The 18,575-nt window shown below is 33.3% G+C and carries 16 protein-coding genes; 3 read left to right on the top strand and 13 right to left on the bottom strand.

Translation table 11 applies throughout. The features are described from left to right. Positions 1 to 80 precede the first annotated feature (80 nt). The gene (locus DN389_RS25880) at positions 81 to 986 is read left to right on the top strand and encodes a DMT family transporter (RefSeq protein ID WP_000192802.1); all 906 of its coding nucleotides are present in this window, start codon (positions 81 to 83) and stop codon (positions 984 to 986) included. Between the two features lie 45 nt (positions 987 to 1,031). Here the strand turns inward: DN389_RS25880 and DN389_RS25885 are convergent, their stop codons facing one another. The 5 genes from DN389_RS25885 to DN389_RS25910 all read right to left on the bottom strand — a co-directional run bounded on the left by DN389_RS25885 (position 1,032) and on the right by DN389_RS25910 (position 6,454). Next, complete coding sequence (locus tag DN389_RS25885; protein WP_149237744.1) at positions 1,032 to 1,652, bottom strand: YcnI family copper-binding membrane protein; 621 nt, start codon at positions 1,650 to 1,652, stop codon at positions 1,032 to 1,034. A gap of 34 nt (positions 1,653 to 1,686) precedes the next feature. Beyond that, complete coding sequence (locus DN389_RS25890) at positions 1,687 to 3,336, bottom strand: copper resistance CopC/CopD family protein (protein WP_098802533.1); 1,650 nt, start codon at positions 3,334 to 3,336, stop codon at positions 1,687 to 1,689. A gap of 331 nt (positions 3,337 to 3,667) precedes the next feature. Beyond that, the gene (locus DN389_RS25900; protein WP_000750833.1) at positions 3,668 to 4,087 is read right to left on the bottom strand and encodes a VOC family protein; all 420 of its coding nucleotides are present in this window, start codon (positions 4,085 to 4,087) and stop codon (positions 3,668 to 3,670) included. 84 nt (positions 4,088 to 4,171) lie between these two features. Next, positions 4,172 to 5,527, bottom strand: a complete 1,356-nt coding sequence (gene brnQ, locus DN389_RS25905) for a branched-chain amino acid transport system II carrier protein (protein ID WP_098802534.1) — start codon at positions 5,525 to 5,527, stop codon at positions 4,172 to 4,174. 234 nt (positions 5,528 to 5,761) lie between these two features. Next, the gene (locus DN389_RS25910; protein WP_097908225.1) at positions 5,762 to 6,454 is read right to left on the bottom strand and encodes an FMN-dependent NADH-azoreductase; all 693 of its coding nucleotides are present in this window, start codon (positions 6,452 to 6,454) and stop codon (positions 5,762 to 5,764) included. Positions 6,455 to 6,999: 545 nt separating this feature from the next. On the opposite strand from DN389_RS25910, the gene DN389_RS25915 reads away from it, so the two are divergent. Continuing rightward, entirely contained in the window at positions 7,000 to 7,956 is a 957-nt protein-coding gene (locus tag DN389_RS25915; RefSeq protein ID WP_149237745.1) for an arsenic resistance protein, read from the top strand. 133 nt (positions 7,957 to 8,089) lie between these two features. Here the strand turns inward: DN389_RS25915 and DN389_RS25920 are convergent, their stop codons facing one another. From DN389_RS25920 to DN389_RS25945, 7 genes are all read right to left on the bottom strand, one after another. Further along, positions 8,090 to 9,337, bottom strand: coding sequence for a DUF4153 domain-containing protein (locus DN389_RS25920; RefSeq protein ID WP_098802536.1), 1,248 nt, complete (start codon positions 9,335 to 9,337; stop codon positions 8,090 to 8,092). A 267-nt stretch (positions 9,338 to 9,604) separates the two neighbouring features. Then, positions 9,605 to 11,749, bottom strand: coding sequence for a DNA topoisomerase III (gene topB, locus DN389_RS25925; protein ID WP_088063034.1), 2,145 nt, complete (start codon positions 11,747 to 11,749; stop codon positions 9,605 to 9,607). Positions 11,750 to 12,503: 754 nt separating this feature from the next. Continuing rightward, positions 12,504 to 12,629, bottom strand: a complete 126-nt coding sequence (locus DN389_RS28995; RefSeq protein WP_254981065.1) for a hypothetical protein — start codon at positions 12,627 to 12,629, stop codon at positions 12,504 to 12,506. Next, a complete protein-coding gene (locus DN389_RS25930) occupies positions 12,626 to 13,123 on the bottom strand; it encodes a DinB family protein (RefSeq protein ID WP_060489994.1) in 498 nt (165 codons plus the stop codon). Before DN389_RS25930 ends, DN389_RS28995 begins: the two co-directional genes overlap by 4 nt. 18 nt (positions 13,124 to 13,141) lie before the next feature. Next, positions 13,142 to 14,440 (bottom strand): MFS transporter, encoded by a 1,299-nt coding sequence (locus tag DN389_RS25935; RefSeq protein WP_223261337.1) that lies wholly within the window; start codon positions 14,438 to 14,440, stop codon positions 13,142 to 13,144. Then, positions 14,410 to 15,663, bottom strand: coding sequence for a coproporphyrinogen-III oxidase family protein (locus DN389_RS25940; protein ID WP_254981064.1), 1,254 nt, complete (start codon positions 15,661 to 15,663; stop codon positions 14,410 to 14,412). Before DN389_RS25940 ends, DN389_RS25935 begins: the two co-directional genes overlap by 31 nt. Positions 15,664 to 16,328: 665 nt before the next feature. Continuing rightward, a complete protein-coding gene (locus DN389_RS25945; protein WP_060489992.1) occupies positions 16,329 to 17,612 on the bottom strand; it encodes an aminopeptidase P family protein in 1,284 nt (427 codons plus the stop codon). A 190-nt stretch (positions 17,613 to 17,802) separates the two neighbouring features. Between DN389_RS25945 and DN389_RS25950 the strand changes: the two genes are divergently transcribed. Continuing rightward, complete coding sequence (locus tag DN389_RS25950) at positions 17,803 to 18,033, top strand: DUF896 domain-containing protein (RefSeq protein ID WP_098802538.1); 231 nt, start codon at positions 17,803 to 17,805, stop codon at positions 18,031 to 18,033. Positions 18,034 to 18,083: 50 nt separating this feature from the next. Here DN389_RS25950 and DN389_RS25955 read toward each other — a convergent pair whose 3' ends face one another. Continuing rightward, positions 18,084 to 18,563 (bottom strand): CcdC family protein, encoded by a 480-nt coding sequence (locus tag DN389_RS25955; protein ID WP_098802539.1) that lies wholly within the window; start codon positions 18,561 to 18,563, stop codon positions 18,084 to 18,086. Positions 18,564 to 18,575 lie beyond the last annotated feature (12 nt).

Consider the following 18,575-nt stretch of genomic DNA (forward strand, 5'->3'; position numbering starts at 1 on the left):
CCTTATAAAAAAGATTCATTTTATTTATTACAGTCGATATCATATCATAGTGAAATGAATAACAACAAGGAGGTCTTACCGTGACACAGCTTTCTCGAACTAAGACGGCCATAATCCTTACCTTTCTCGTTTTCATGTGGGGAATCAATTGGCCTTTATCTAAGTTTGCCCTGCATTATACACCACCCGTTTTATTTGCAGGCGTTCGAACTTTAATTGGAGGATTCATTTTACTCCTTTTCGCATTACCGAAATACAAAGAGTTACACTTAAAAGAAACTTGGCATTTATACGTTATTTCTTCTTTACTTAACATCATTATATTTTACGGATTACAAACTGTAGGCCTTCAATATATGCCCGCTGGGTTATTTTCAGCCATTGTATTTCTACAACCTGTTTTACTCGGCATTTTCTCATGGATTTGGCTTGAAGAATCTATGTACGGTTTAAAAATTTTTGGGCTTGTTCTTGGATTTATTGGCGTAGGTGTCATTAGCTCTAGTAGTTTAACTGGACATATTTCTATTATTGGAATCCTTCTCGCGATAGGATGCGCTATTGGCTGGGCACTTGGCACAGTATTTATTAAGAAGACTGGGCACCGCGTTAATTCCATTTGGATGGTAACACTTCAGCTTATTATTGGCGGGCTTTGCTTAATTGGATTTGGATCAGAGTTTGAAAGCTGGTCTAGTATTGCTTGGAGTATACCATTTGTTAGTGTACTTCTCTTTATTTCATTCTTTGTTATTGCAATGGGATGGCTTGCATACTTTACTCTTGTTGGAGCTGGTGAAGCAAGTAAAGTTGGGGCTTATACATTTCTTATTCCATTAATCGCTATTATTGTAAGTTCAATTTTCTTACATGAGGCCATTACTATTAGCTTATTCATCGGACTATTATTTATTGTGGTGAGTATTTGTTTCGTAAATATAAAGCCGAAAACACTTGCTGTAAGGCAGCAAGTTGAAGTGAAATAAAAATGAAAAAGAGCCTGCTGTTTGTAGGCTCTTTTTCACCCTTACTTACCTTTTACGACGTACTACAAAAACACACGCAACTACCGAAGATACAATCGCCAAAATAGATAAAACAATCGCTATCAATTGCAAATTACTAGTACCTTCATTTTTTTCTACATTAGACACTTCACCATGTTCCCCTGTTAATGACGTACCTTTTGCAATTGTAGTAAGTGAATGTGGTTTTTCAGCTTTTTCATCGCCTGTCCATTCAACAATTTCTCCGTCTTTATATTGTTGATATGCATCCCAAGCTATTTTTTGTTCTTTATCCGGATTTTTAGCGACGAAAGTAAATCGCTGGAACTGACCGGGTAAAATCCCCTCTCCTGTTGCTTCCCATACTACAGTTTTAACTTTTCCAGCATTATCTTTCTGCTCTTCCACTTTCCATCCTGGCACTGGTTCATACTGTTGGAACTCTACTCCAGACGGTATTTTCAATGTAACTTTTGTCGTTGCTACATTCTTCTCAACCGGTACTTTTATCGTGTAAGTCTCCCAAGAATTAACGTCCGAAGCTTCTGGTTTCACAGTGACGTGCGCACTAACAGGTAACGAAAAAATCCCCATTGCAATTATTGTTGCGATCATTGTTGTGCCAAATTTTTTTATACGTTTCATTTTCTATTAGCTCCTTTTTATCTATACCTTCTCTTTATCTGCCGCCTACAATAAATTTATAATCCGTATCAAAACTATCAAGAGATTTTGTTAATCCGTGCACTTGTATATTCCAGTTTCCTGTCATGTTAATATACATACCTTCCGCTTCATATTCTCCTGGTGACACGGCCGAAACTTTAAATGAACCTTTTCCCATATTCATATCTAATGATTGCGTAGTTAAAATAATTTGCTCCATATCAGTAACAGGTTGGCCATTTTCATCCTTTAAAGTAACATGGAATGTATTTTGTCCTACTTTATTAGGACTTACATGTAAAGTAAGTTCATACCCATTATCTAATTGCTTACTCTCTGTAAAAGGTCCAGTAGGAGGCATCGTTGGTGTTTGTACGTTTGTCATAAAAGCTACGATGACGAAAATGATAATTCCAATGATAAACTCTACTTTCACCGTAGCGCCTAATCCTTGCTCCGCTCTCATTTTCCCTTTCACATAGTGAACAATTCCCAATATCCCCATGAAAATGAATAAAAGTATCTTTGCTAATAAAGCTAATCCATACTTCGTATCAAATAACGAGTGGATAGTTGGAATAAAGAATGTACTGTTAAAAAGACCTGTTATTAAAATCACGATGACAGCACCTGTTGCCCACGGCGAAAAACGCTTAATCATATCCCAATACATACTCCACTTGTCATCCTCTTTACGTAAAAGAAGAATAATGGATGATAGACCACCAATCCATAATGATGCTGCAAATAAATGCAGAAAATCCATAACGACAGCAATCTCTTTAAACTTTAAACCATATGCATGACTATTAAATGCTTTCATAACAAGGATCCCAATAAACAATAGTATTGGAATGCTCCATACTTTAAACGACGACAGCTTCTCACGCTTCATCGCAAAATAAGTAACAATAATAAGCGAACTAATAAGAACCATTTGAGTAATCCATACATATCCAAAAACAGAAAGCTGTAATGTTTCTTTTAATAGTAATGGATCGAATGCTTCTAACCATGAAACATCAGCATTTATTTTCGCTTGCAATGGCAGATTGAATAATAAGCTAATCAATATACCCAATAATGAGATCCATATTATGTTCTTACTCCTTGATCGAACCGAGGTTGCATTCCCTTTATACATAATAAGATTAAAGAATAGCACTCCTATAAATAGTGAGAAACTTGTATATAGTACTCCACGTTCCATAATCATATCTATTTGCGGGACATATCCCATCTCTTCTACTTGTACGTCGTCTGCTCCCGCTTCTGCTGCCCCAATGCGGAACGGAATAACTCCTTGAATGGGATGCCCATCAGCAGAAATCACTTTCCACTGAATAGAGTAGAGTCCGTTTTTTAAATTTTCTTTTAACCCTACTTCTAATAATTTTTTATTTTCTTTATCAATATGAGCATCTTTTAAATCTACTCTTGTACCTGAGGTATCTCTTACAAACAATGTATTAAAATGAGAAACTTGTATATCCTCATCAAATTCAATTTTCACTGCAGATGGTGCTTTCTTCAACGTTTCATTTTCAGTAGGGTTTGATTTCACAATGTACGCATGAGCAGATGCGCTTTTCGGCATTGCTATGATAAGCACGCATGCAATTAATAACCATGCCCCTAACCTTCTCATTACTTTCACACTCATTTCACTTCTTTCTTCCTCATCGCTCTATTTTCATTACATCTACTTACCAAGTCGATTACTTGAATAAATATTAACCTGATTAAATATAAACTTCTATACAGTAAAACTCTTTATTTCTCTTTCACCTCTAAACTTCCAATATAATAGTAACTACCTTCACAGATACAACTTACATTTTTAAAGTCGATTGTTATTATATCATAAAATATATTTATGTAAGTTTCTAAAGAAGAAAAGTTATCGTGAATCATTTGTGAAAAAAGTGTGAAATACATAAATAAAAAAGGTATTACGTTATTACGCAATACCCTTCTTCCATCATAAAATTTCTTTACTTCTCTTCTGGATAATCACAATACTCAATGATTGTTCCCTCTGTATCCGCTGGATTAAGATATATTAATCTTCTACCGTGCTTATTAATTCGAAGTGTATGCTCTAACGTTCGAATACCTTGTTCTTTTAGCTCTTCTAGGGCCACATCTAAATCATCGACACGATATGCAACGTGATGAACACCTTTACCTTTTTGTTTAATAAAGCGTGCTATTGGAGATGTCGTATTATTCGTAGGCGCAAGTAATTCAATTCTATCTCCATCCACTTCAAGAATGGCTACTTCGCTTTCAACACCAGGAGCTTCACTTACGTAACGATCTATTAAAGTTCCTAACAACACCTTTTCATAAAAACGTATCGTACTATCTATATCTCGAACTGCGATGCCGATATGATCAATTGTTTTTTTCATTATATTTCCCCTACTACATTATTTTTTTATCCTAATCAATAGTAACAAAAAAAGTTATAGAATCAAATTCTATAACTTTTTTATTTAACCTATTTTCTTATTCGCACTAGCGGGTTGAACTTGATTTTTTGCTTTTAACACGCTAATGCCATATCCGATAAATCCACCGATAATTGCTGGGAAGATCCAACCTAATCCTACTTCTTGCATCGGAAGGAATTTAGTGAACACTTGGCTTACTACTTCAATGTTAACGCCAGCTGCACTTAATCCATCAAATAAACTGATAATAAATGTTACGATTAAGCTCACTTGATAAACTTCAGCTCTTCCTTTGAATAATGAATGGAAGAATGTTAAGAAAATCAATACGATTGCTAGTGGATAGATTGCTGTTAATACTGGAACAGAAACTGCGATTAATTGTGTTAATCCTACGTTTGCAACAATTGCACTAAATACACATAGTATGATTGCAATTGCTTTGTAAGGGACATTTGGGAATAACTTATGGAAGAATGAAGAACATGCTGATACAAGTCCCACACTAGTTGTTAAACACGCTACTGTAATCATTAATCCTAATAATACTCCACCATATGATCCGAAATAGTAGTTAGAAACTTTCGCTAATACTTCTCCACCATTCTCTAAATGTCCAAGCTTTGCAACACTTGAAGCACCCATATAAGAAAGAGCTGTATAGATAATTGCTAAAATAGATGCTGCAATGATTGTCGCTTTTGCACAAACGACCATAATTTGCGTTTTCGTTTTCGCACCTTTTTCTTTAATTGCATTAATGATGATGATTCCGAATACGAATGATGCAAGCGTGTCCATTGTTAAGTATCCTTCTTGGAACCCTTTAAAGAATGCGTGTGATGTATAAGCTTCAACTGGTGCTTGCATTTCTCCAATCGGGTGAATAAAAGCAACGATTACTAAAATACCGATGAATGTTAATTTAATTGGCGTTAAGATTTTTCCAACAATATCGACAATTTTCGCGGGATTTAGCGAAAAAAAACAAGTGATGCTAAAAAATACAATTGTGAAAAGGATTAAAGGTGTAGAGCCTATTCCCTCTGGCATAAACGGCTTAAGACCAATTTCATAAGAAACATTTCCTGTTCTTGGTATTGCAAATAACGGGCCAATCGCTAAGTATAAAACTGTTGTAAACACAATCCCGAACACTGGGTGAGCCCGACTTGCTAATGACTGTAAATCATCTTTACCCGAAAAACCAAATGCTAGTACACCTAGTAATGGTAAACCTACTCCTGTTACTAAAAATCCAGCGTTAGCAACCCATACATTCTCCCCTGCCGATTGACCAAGCATTGCCGGGAATATTAAATTTCCTGCTCCAAAAAATAGTGCAAATAACATTAAACCAATAACTACTATGAACGAAAACGGTACTTTGTTCGTCATAATATAACCTCCATTCCAATCCTTTTATCTCATTTCCATTTTTAACTAATTGAATTTTCTGAATATTTAACTTAAGTATCAACTATTCTTGACTTCATTATAGTTTGAAATATAATATTTTGCAATACTATTTTCAAACTTTTCTTTTATTTTATAAATATACATTTTTTAACATAGAAATAGACTAAAAAACCAACATGGTCATCCATGTTGGTTTTTTACATTTATTATCAATTAAAATTTCGCCGCTACTTTTTTAACGTTCTCTAAACCTTCTTCAACAATTTGTTGTGAACGATCTGGATATTGATTGTGCCCTTCAATTACAACAGTCTCTGGATTTGTAATTCCCCAGAACCCAAGTACATTCGTTACATAATTAACTGCCATTTCCATAGGAGCCATTTGTTCTGAAGAGTAATCTGAACCACGCGCACCTAATACAACGACTTTCTTATCGCCAGCTAAACCTACTGGGCCATTTGCTGTATATTTAAATGTTTTTCCAGCTTGAGATAAGTATGAAATATATGTGATTAATGGCGCTGGTACTGTGAAGTTCCATAGTGGGAACGCAAATACAACTTTATCAGCTTCTAAAAACTGATTTAAATATTGATCTACTGTTGCTACAGCCTTCTCTTCTTCTGCTGTTAATTCCATTCCTTGACTACGTTTATATCCACCTGAAATAGCGACATTTCCATAATACGGAAGATCTAATGCAAATAAATCTAGCTCCGTAATTTCTGTATTTGGGTTGGCTTCTTTATAAGCACTTACAAATGTTTCATACATTCTTGAACTAACTGCTTGCTCCGCTGGACGATCGTTTGCTTTTACAAATAATACTTTTGACATTGTTTTATTCTCCTCTACATTGTTATTTTCTTCTTTTTTACCAAATAATGAGCTAAATAATCCCATTTTCTTCACCTAAACTTTCTTATCATATTCATTATTCATCATCATAAAAATTCTTATTCTAATAAAGTGAAACTTTAATCAGTGGGGGAGTTCTTCATCCCCCACTGATTATTAGTTGAACCAATCGGGCTTTTATGGGCAGTTGATCTCCGCCTAACTTCTTTGCTTTCGCTGAATTCTGAGGTGGGGGTCTTACTGCCCATTAAAAGTTCAAATTAATAATTCAGGCTTATATGGGCAGTAGATCTCCGCCTAACTTCTTTGCTTTCGCTGAATTCTGAGGTGGGGGTCTTACTGCCCATTAATACGGGATAAAAAGTTCCAATTGATACTTTAAGTAAAGATATTCGAAACTTTTTGTTATTTAATTACCTTATGTAAGTGATTGTAATATATGTCACTTACTTTAGTCAAGTAACTTTAAATAAAAAATAATATCTCGAATTAAAAATAAAAACCTCGATACAATTAAAACATCCATTGTAACTTTATTATTTGTATAATGGATGTTGAGAGGGCAATTCATATTTAGAAAGGATTTACTCATGAGCACTATAGAAAAGATTCAAACTTTTATTATTCTTTTTGCTGTTACATGCGGCATCGTACTCGGACAATTTAATTTGATACATATGTATGCAGAGCAATTTATTGTCCCCTTCTTATTTTTCATGCTGTATGGATTATTTCTCAGCATTCCATTGAAAGAAATAAAAAATGGATTCCGCAATTTAAAATTCGCTGGAACGAGCCTTACTATTAATTTTGTATGGACACCTTTACTCGCTTGGGGATTAGGAGCACTATTTCTTTCAGATCACCCAGCACTTTGGGTTGGATTTATTATGTTAATGGTTACTCCATGTACAGATTGGTACTTAATCTTTACTGAAATAGCGAAAGGAAATGTAGCACTTTCTACTGCAATTTTGCCTGTAAATTTAATTTTGCAAGTACTACTCCTTCCCATTTATTTATTTTTATTTGCTGGTGTCATGAAGACTGTAGCGGTTTCTGTTTTAGTAGAAAGTATTGTTATCGTAATCGTCTTACCATTTGTACTTGCACACGCTACAAAATTCATTATGAATAAACTGAAAAAAGCTGAAACACTCGAGAATACACTCATTCCGTTTTTCAGCTCTGCTCAAATTGTATTTTTAAGTTTAGCAATCGTAGCGATGTTTGCATCACAAGGAAAATATTTACTACAAAATATGAATGTCGTTTTATTACTACTCATTCCTGTTCTATTGTTCTTCATCATTAATTTTGTACTGGGACAATTTATCGGACGCATAATGCGTTTATCTTATAAAGATACAGTAAGTTTAAACTTAACAACATTAGCAAGAAACTCACCTGTTGCACTCGCCATCGCTGTAGCAGCTTTTCCGGACGAGCCTCTTATCGCACTTGCACTCGTTATTGGACCGTTGATTGAACTGCCAGTACTTGCTTGTGTTTCACAAGTGTTGTTACTTATTAAGAAAAAACAGTAATATACATAAAAAAACGTCCTACTTTAGGACGTTTTTTTACTGTCGAGAAATTATAGAAGTAACGATAATTATCAGCTCTAAGGATTTTATACGTTATAGAAAATTAGCTTGTCGTTACATTAACAAAACCTTTCTAATTAAACATTATAGGAAAAGTAAATATAACGAAAGCTGCCCAAAGTCCGTAGATTGGCAAATACTTCGTAACAGCATCTTGGATAGCTGTCGGTCCTGATTTGTTTTGCAAGAAACGCATATAGGAAAACATAATCCAAATGAGATTTGCCCAAATCAGTATGTTTACGCCTAAAACAGCAAGTCTATTAGGTGTAATCCCGTAAGAAGAAAGCCTAAATACGATGGCTGACAATGCGACAGTGTCAATAATAAGCGCCAGAACAATTAAGGCAAAATTTATATAATCTGAAATGCTCTTTTTCTCGTCTGAATCACTCTCAACGATAGAAAATATAGTAACAGCCAATACACCAAGGAGTATTCCGTTGAAGGCCATTAGGAAATTGCGGTCCAAGAATGGATTTTTCCCGACCCAAATTACCGTTATTAGATAGATAAACAATGTGATCAAGACAAGCGGACTAAAAATTTTAGATATGTATGGTGTAATATTTTTAGCAAGTTTAAGATTCAATGATACTAAGTATGCAGCCACTACAGCGAGAGCGGCAGCTCCAAATAAAACAACATTACTAAAATAGAACTCTCCTATATCCAAGTCAACGAAGCTAAATAATCGCATGGTGAATAATGCTAGTATCATTCCGCTCACTGCCATACTCGAGTAGAGAAGACCATATTCTAAATTAAATTTAATATACGCTAATCTTGTACTACCTTTTGAATATTCATTTCCCGTAAACGCAAATCCCAATAAGACCCATAACAATATAGGAAGATGTAAATACGCAAGGATACTGCTGTCTTTATAATTTAATGGCAACATATTAAGATACAACCCGGCAATTAGGAACAACGCTGCAAGTAAGTAAATAATACTTTTTTTCGGAGTATTATTGTAAATAAAATAAGCAGCAATAAAGGGAATTACACCAAAAGCCAAGTTAATTGGAGCAATTGCTTCCTGCTCGACAAAGTGGAAAATGATTCTAGTGCTTAGCCCAGCTAGAATAGCTAACATGCCCATGAATAAGAAACCTTTTTGAAACAGCGATATTTTTTCTTTATTTGCCGTCTCCTTGAAATTCAATCTTTCATACCAAGCAGCTAGAAGCTGAGAATCAGGGTTTTCATCCCATGCTTGTGAGAATGACTTTTTAAAAGCTTTCGGGTCTTTTCTATACATTCTCTCCAACTCATGAGGGTTATCCATATTTTCAATAATCAAATTGTGATTGTTCATAGTTTTACCTCCTCTAATAAAAAACAGCGTTGTTAACTTTCTATAAAAAGCACCTCACTGATTTATTATGATATTGATTTTAATACACAATTTATTGTTTTACAATAAATATTTATCAATTACAAAGATTTTTTTATTGTATATTTTATTTTAAATAAAAATATATAGTACTACTTATTCAAAAAATATCCTATAGAATAGACTTTTTTTAGTGTCTATTCTATAGGATACAGTTTAATTATCATATTTTTTTATTTGTTGAACAACTTAATTCTCAAACACAAAATTAATCTTATTATCTTTCCACTCTAACATCGCATCAAACGTTTTCTCGCCTTTTTTAAAGCCTTTAATTAAATCGGTCTTTTCACCTTTTAAAAGTTTTGTCATATTCTTTTGCGAAATTGTTTTGCTTAATATTTTCTTTGAGATTGTAAAGTCACATTGTGTCGTGTTGTAATTAGAACAACCGTAAAACGTTGACTTATCAATCACATCGCCATCACATTTTTTACAGCTACCAACCTTTTTACCTGTTGTAAATTTCGATCCTTTTCGCTCAATCGATTCAACATGTAATCCAGTAAAATCCCATTTCTCTGACATTTCCACTGCATCTTCAATAATTTTCGCTGATAGCTTTTTCGTTTGTTCCATAAATGTAGCTGGTGATGCTGTACCTTCCCCAATTTCCGCAAGGCGCTGCTCCCATTTCGCTGTCATTTCTGGTGAAGCCAGTATTTTATCACCGATTGCGGTAATTAATACTTTCCCTTTATCGGTTGCATACACTTGGTTTTTCTGCACATCGATATATTTACGGTCTTTCAGCATCGTAATAATACCTGCACGCGTTGCCTCAGTACCTAAACCTTCTGTTTTCTTTAATACTTTCTCCAGCTCTTCATTTTCTAAATACTTACCGGCCGTTTTCATTAACGTAATAAGTTGTCCTTCTGTATAACGCTTCGGCGGCTGTGTTTTTCCTTCTTTCACTTTCACCTTTACAACTTTTCCTTGTTCACCTTCTGCGACAATTGGAAGAATTGTTTCGTCATCTTTATCGTCTTGGAAAATAACTTTACGCCAACCTTCTTGAATTTGCTGTTTTCCTTTTGAAATGAATTCAGCACGTTCGTCTACAAGAGTTGTAATCGTTGTGTAGTCAAAGATTGCTACTTCATAATGCGCCGCAATCAGTCTTCTTACGATCATATCGTAAATTTTCTTTTCATCACCTGATAGTTTGCTTGGATTTGTAACTTGCTCTGTCGGTATAATTGCATAGTGATCTGTAACTTTTTTTTCATTCACATAACGCTTATTATTCATAATCGATTCAATTGGTGCTGGCAATAAACCTTTATATTCATCAAACTGACTTAACTTCTGTAAAATATCAGGGAACGTCGCCGCTTCTCCTTGTGTAACATAGTTAGAATCCGAACGCGGATAAGAAACTATCCCTTTTTGATATAGTGCTTGTGTTATATCAAGCGTCTTTTTCGGTGAAAATTTAAAAGCTTTATTAGCTGTCGCTTGCAGTGCTGATAAATTAAATAAAAACGGCGGCTGAAACTCTTTACGCTCCGTCTTCATTTCTTTTACTACAGCCGGTTTACCTTGGCAAAATGCTGCAATTTTATTTGCCATATCAGGGTCTTTTAAGCGGGATTCACTATCCTTCTCCCATTTCCCCTCATACTTCTTTCCTTCTATATTAAAGGTTGCGAACACTTCCCAAAACGGCTCAGACTTAAAGTTTTCTATTTCTTTTTCACGCTTTACAATTAATGCGAGTGTCGGTGTTTGTACACGACCAGCTGAAAATACATCGTTCATTCCTTTTTTCTTTAGCAAAATACTAAAGACACGTGACGCATTCATACCAACGACCCAATCCGCACATGACCTTGTATACGCCTCATAGTACGTATTGATTGTATCTGCTTCATCTAATAAATTTTTAAATCCTTGATATATAGCTTGTTTCGTTAAAGATGAAATCCAAAGACGTTTCATCGGCTTTTGCACATTACAAAGATTTATAATGTTTCGTACGATTAATTCCCCTTCACGACCAGCATCGCCCGCATGAATAATTTCTGTTACCTGAGGGTTATGTAACAGCTGTTTCACAACGTTAAATTGCTTATACTTTGACTTTGTTACCTCAAACTGAAAACGCTCTGGAATCATCGGTAATGTATTTAGTGACCATTTCTTCCACTCAGCGTGATAATGTTCTGGATTACATAACTGCGTCAAATGACCAATTGCCCATGTACAGTACGCTCCATTTGGAAATAACTCATTCGCTTCTACTTCTAAATATCCATCTTTCCGGCGATATTTAAATTGTGAAACAAGAGCCAAACCTTGATCTGGTTTCTCGGCAATAATTAATTTCATTTTATAACTCCCTATCTGTATTCCAGTGTTACTTTCATTGTCTATCTGTTTAGAGGCGATGATAAAAGAACAATCTTATTTATCATTCGCGGGTTACTCCCAGTAATGGGATAACTATAATATTATACGCTTATTCTTTATGGCTTCACAATAGGTTGAGTTATATATTACGTAATCCAGATTAAAACTTTGCACTCGGTATAACTCTAATTATCACTTTAAAGATTATCCACCTTTTAGTTCTTAATCTATCATTTCTAAATTCGATGAATTCATACTTATAACATCCTTTCAAACAATGCAGTGTGCCCTGAAAAACATACATAGATTAAAATACTTAAATTAAGTTAACCATCTTCTTTTAGAGACAGAAACTTTAATTACCATTGTAATAATGAATAGTATGGTTTTAACGTGTTATCTTTTATTTCAAATTCTCTAAATGTATTTTCAAGAAATTTACTTATATCTAATTCTCCTTTAAATCTTTTACATCTTCAAAACTTAATAATTTTTCATTGATCACGAATATTATATAACAAAAATTCAGGCCACTCTTTTATAACCAAAGGTATGACTCTAGATTTCTATAATTAAAAAGGATAATAATTCATACCATAAATAAACAAAAACGAAGCCTAGTTACAAACTTCGTTTTTTCACCCTATCATATATTATTGGTGGTTGCCTAAAAGTACATTATTCAGTCACAGTTGTTTACACTTTTATTAAATTTACAACAAAACCAAACATCTTACTTTGCTAATATACAATTGGCTTTTTCTAAATTTTTTTCAGAACTTTTGGCATCCTTTTGTACATAAACTAGATATTTTGTATACAAATATAATTCAGGAATCATTAAATCTACATGCTTCATTTAACATTTCCCTCCTTTGTTATAATAGCTAACTCTTCAATTTGATTCAAATGATGCTGTTCATGTAACGCTAGAACTTCTGCCATGTATTTAATAGATATCTTACCCTCTTCTTTATGCATCGCCACTTTATCCCAATTATCTAGTTCATCTAACAAAGAAATTGTTTTTTCTCTTAATACTTTAAATCTAGAAATTAAACACAATATTTCTTCTCTTTTATATTCTTTGTAATTTCTGACTAATACGTATTCTTCTGGATTATAAGATTCTAAAATAGGAACATTTTGAGAAAAGGTATCTTTAATTCTCTTTCCCCACACCTCTTCAGTATCATATAAGTGACCGATAATTTCAGAGGTATTCCACCCTCCTACTAAACGTGTTTTGAATAAAACTTGTTCAGGCATTCCTTGAACCAATTCGTCTAAATTCTTCAAAGTTGTTTGCAATGATGTAATTATTTCTCTTCGCGTAAGATTCTGTAATTTCATATTCAACCTCCAAGCTAACTATGATGTAGATGTTACCTCTGATCTTTGTTGTTCATTTTCAAATCGGGTCCTAGATAAAATTTTATTATTTATAAGACTTGCAATAATTATAAAGCCTCCTATTCCAAAAGCAATCGTAGGAATAGAAACTAAATCTCCTATAAACATCATTAAAATAAACGCTAAAATATACGAAATTCTTGATAAAGCAATCGATGATGCAAAAACTCGCCCCCGAACTTCAGGGTTTACGTAAGTCATAATACTAGTTGAACTTAAAACTTCGATAGGCCCATACCATAAATTAGCTAATACAACTACAATCAAAAATAATATAAAGTTATCTTGTTGATAAGAAAGACAATGTAATCCACCCAAAATTAATAAAGCTAAAGTAATCCATTTACGGTAATATACTAAAGTAAATTCTTTTTTCTTAAAAAATGCTACTAGCGTCGCACCACCAATGATTTGTCCTAAACCGCTAGCCATGTGTCCAAGACCTAATCCAAAATTACCTGCCTTAAAAAATTCTAAGATATATAAACTAAAAATAACGTATACGATCCCTAATGCAAATTCTCTTGCAACGAGTACCCATATTGCACTTTTTAATACAGGCATGTTTTTAATTTCTAATAGTCCTTCAGAGACTTGTTTAAAGTAAGAATCTTTTACCTTACTTGACTCAATTTTTTCACTAATCTTTATAAACATAAGACAAACTGCAGAGATTAAAAATGTAAATGCATCAATAAAATAAATCATTTTAATAGATAATATCTCTGTAACGAGTCCACCGACTCCCGTAGAAATAAGCATAACTGCGCTAAAACTTGTAGTAAGGATACTATTAGCACGCGTTAAACTTTGTTGAGGTATCACTTCAGGAATAAACGATGAACGTGCTGGTAAATACAAGCCTGAAAATGATCCATTAATAATAAGAAGTAAATATAAAAAATATGGAGACACATTAGTCGAAACAACTATTACAAACCCAATTCCAATACATAAACGAGCAATATCTGCAATAATCATAAGTAAACGTCGGGAAAACCTGTCAATAATCGGACTGAAAACCATTGAAATAACTATTGTAGGCAGAATTGAACAAATAAATAATAAACTTATATGTGTAGCGTCTCCTGTTAATTTATAAATTAAACCAATTGTCGCAACTGTGCGGAACCAGTCTCCAAAGGCTGATAAATTTTGTCCAAATAGTAATAGTAGGAAATTCTTGTCCCTCCACAATACATATTTATCAACTTTATTTGTATTCACTAAACTTCCACTCCAACTGGTTCGTACCAATTCAATTGTTTCTGTAGTCCATTTACACTTTTATCAAAATATACTTTTTCGTTTGCAGGAATTAAATCTACTAATATAGCAGGATACCAAGGTTTTGCTTCCTCTTTCAAAATATAACAATCTTTCTCTTCAATGACTACCTCTAAGTGTACGAGAGAATTTAATTTAGCAATTATTTTATCTTTTTCTGGCATTTCCTCTATATAATGTTTCTCTAATCTCATTGTTTTCGGGAAAAATATAAATCTTCTATCATATGCATGATATAAACGTGATTTTGCAACGGCTAATCCTTGCTCCTTAATTTGTTCTATATATTTTTGTGTGTTCCCCTCATTTGCCCATGTAATACCTTGCATATATGTCACGGCTCCAGTTCCTAACCCTATACACTGGTCCTCATATCCACCATAAATAATCTCTCCATATTTAAACCTCTTTTCTTCATGTCCAGGTGCCATAAATGTATATACATACTTTTGATTCCAACCACTGTTTCTAAAATGATTATATGTTATACGGTTATATTTAATTTTTTCTGCAGGAGTAGGAGGCCTTGGAATACTACCTTTTGTTATTTTGTTTAACCACCCTTTTGAACATGCAATGTATTCTAAAGGATAGGCATCTATACTAGTTGTTCCCAATTCCATTACTGCATTTAAGTCATCTATAAGTTCTTTTTCACTCTGTCCGGGTAACTGATATAACAAATCTAAATTATAGCTTTTAAAATATCGCTTCATTGTCTCAACAGTATGTTGTATCTGTTCATAACTTGAAGTTAAATTAAATAACTTTCTATATTTCGGGTTCAAAGTTTGTACTCCAAAACTTCCACGATTTGCTCCCCCAGCTGCCATTGCTGCAATTCTTTCTTCATCTGCTGTTTTTGCCTCACATTCAAACGTCCACTCATAGTCAGGTGACAACCTGAAATTTTTATTAATTGCTGTTGTTAACTTTTCTATTAGAGTAGGAGTAAGTACAGAGGGCGTTCCTCCACCAACAAAAATAACATCGAATGTTAAAGCTTGAATGACAGGAGATGAGGATAATAATTCCATCTCTTTAATAAGACATTCTACATACTCTCCAATTATAGGTTCATACTTTGTAGATTTAATAAATGGACAAAATGAGCAAATAGTATCACAAAAAGGTATATGAAGGTATAATGCTGTTTTTCCTTTTTTCTGACTTACCTCTGTTTTCCACAACATATTTTCAACTCTACTTTGAGCATTTTCAACACTATCCTCCCCAAAAAAAGGGTATAAAAAATTCCATAACATAGGATGTTCTGGATAAATTTTTTGCATTATATTCATATCATTTTTTCCTACCTTTCAGTTCATTTTTTATAAATCATAGGGGAGTTAACAGTAACTCCCCTATGATTTATCCATTAAAGTGCAATCCATTCAGTTTTTAAAGCAATCCACTCTTTTTTCATAATTATAGTTCCCCCTTTATTTTTTATTAGACGATTTATTCTGAAATTTCAGTTTAATCCGCCTGTTTTTTATTATACTTCCTATTTTCCGAGTATTCTATGTCTATCTTTTTTCTCAATAATTGTCTTATGTATTTATAAAATTTAATAATAGTAAAATGATACTACGAGATTCCTATATATGTTGAAACTCCTTTGCATTATATATAAAATTAGTTATTTTTCACATTAATGTTTTTCTATAGTATTTGATCATATAAAGTAAATCTTTAATCAGCCCTCACCAATCAGGATTTTTCGGGATAAAATATTGAACTTCTCATAATCGTGAAACCTATTGTATTTTTTAGCATCACAATCAAAACCTCCACTGTTTTAGATCTTTTAAAAAAAGAAAGACACTCAAAATTGAGTGCCTTTCCTTATCCACTGTTATTTTGAAACACTATGGATTTCTTTTACATTTTCATTATATACACTCATAAACTCTTCAATCTCATCAACTTCTCTAATGATATCTTTTGACAAGTTTTCATGTCCGTCTTTCGTTACAAGAATATCATCTTCAATACGAATACCAATTGATTCTTCTGCAATATAAAGACCAGGTTCAATTGTTATAACCATACCCTCTTCTAACACTCTATCTTTATATGTTCCTACATCATGCGTATCTAAACCAAGGAAATGGCTGACACCGTGATAATAGTATTTTGATAACTCTTCGTCTTCTTGAATTAAACCAATAGCTTTACACTCTTCTGCTAGTACCTTTTTTGTATGCTCATTTAATGCAGCAAACTTTACTCCTGGCTTAATGAGTTCTGTTGTTTCTTTCAATGCTTTTAATACAATATTATACATTTGTTTTTGGCGACTAGAGAATGTTCCATTTGCCGGGAATGTATAGCTAATATCAGCATTATAGTAATCTTTTTGAGCGCCTAAATCTAGTAGTACTAAATCACCATTTTGAATTTGTGCATCATTATCTTCATAATGAAGAACTGTAGCATTTTTTCCACTTGCCAAAATTGTATTGAACGCATGATGCTTAATGCCAGATGACTTCAATGTGAAATCAAACTGAGCTTCTAATTCATACTCCATCATGTCAGCTTTTGCATGCTTCAATACGTTGTAAATGCCCTCTTTCGTTACAGCAATCGCTTCTTTAATGATTTCAATTTCTTCTTCTGTTTTAAACACTCGTAATTCACAAATATTCGGATATACATTACCAATTAAAACGTGTGGATACTGTTCTCTTACATGTTTAGCAAATGCTTGCGTTTTTGTCTCCGTACCATTCCACTCACGACGCTCTAAATCTAAATATAAATGCTTCACATTTTCTGTGAAGAGTATATTTGACATTGTCTTTTCAAAGCTATCTAAATATACAACCTTCTTTATGCCAGAAATTTTCTCTGCTTCTTCGTTAGAAACTGTTTTACCGACCCATTTTTCCATTACTGGATCCGACTTTTCAATGAAAAGCGTTTCTTCTACACTATTTCCAAACTTCTTCATCATGAAAATAACATTTGGTTCATCGATTCCTGTTACATAGTAAAAGTTTCGATTCGGCACAAATTTATAATGTGCATCTGCTGACATATGAGGTGCTTGTCCAGCAAATAAAATAGTAATAGATTCATCTGGTAATGTGTTTACTAATCGTTCTCTATTTTGAGCAAAAAATGTTGATTTCATAATAATCCCCCTAGCGTTCTATGTATGCTTGTAAAGCAAATGGTTCCCTGTTATTCATTTTATTATTGTTATAATTTTTCGTCAATTTTTAACCTTTTTAGATGGTGTTGACATAATTAAAATTAAACGTTACAATAACTATATATTAGTAAGTAACTAATATAATTAAATTTAACTAGAGGTGAAACAAATGAAAAACATTTTATTCCGTATTAACGAATTATCAAAAAAAGAAAAAGCATCTGGATTAACAGTTGATGAACAACAAGAACAACAAATGCTACGTCAAAACTATACTAAAACATTTCGTGGCAGCTTAGATTCCATTTTATTAAACACAAAAATTGTTGATCAACATGGTCTTAACGTTACACCAGCCGCATTACAAGATGCTCAAATACGTTTAAAATTAAGCAAATGAAATCAAAGCTAAATAAACCATCGTATAAAACATAAAAAGAGCCGGAATTCCTATTTAGAAATTCCAGCTCTTTTTATTGTCTTTTCTAATTTAGTAAACGAGCGATACATCGCAATTCTCCACGATACAATCATTGCAAATGCAAGTAAGAAAAACATTCCGCTTAACTCTGCTAAATCAATTGATTGACTTAAATACGATTTTAACGCTACTCGTACAACCAATAAGCCTACTAAAATAAATATGAATGCTTTTGACGGTTTCATATATATATGTTCGTTTCTTATTTCAAACTTAGTTGTTTTAATAAGAAATATAGAGAAAATAAGTCCTATACTAATCGCCTCTACTATTTCTAACGATGTTAATCGAAGCTCCGGTAGGAAGTACATCATTGCACCAGTACTCATAAAAATTGGCGGTAATATAATTTTCTTTTTCGTTACCGGTTTTTTCGCTGCTTTAAAGCGAAGAAACATGACACCAACAGCCATACAAACCGCTACAATACTTGATAAAAGTGCTATCATACTCTCCCCCAC

Source organism: Bacillus sp. AY3-1, assembly GCF_008368785.1.
Lineage (GTDB): Bacteria > Bacillota > Bacilli > Bacillales > Bacillaceae_G > Bacillus_A > Bacillus_A wiedmannii.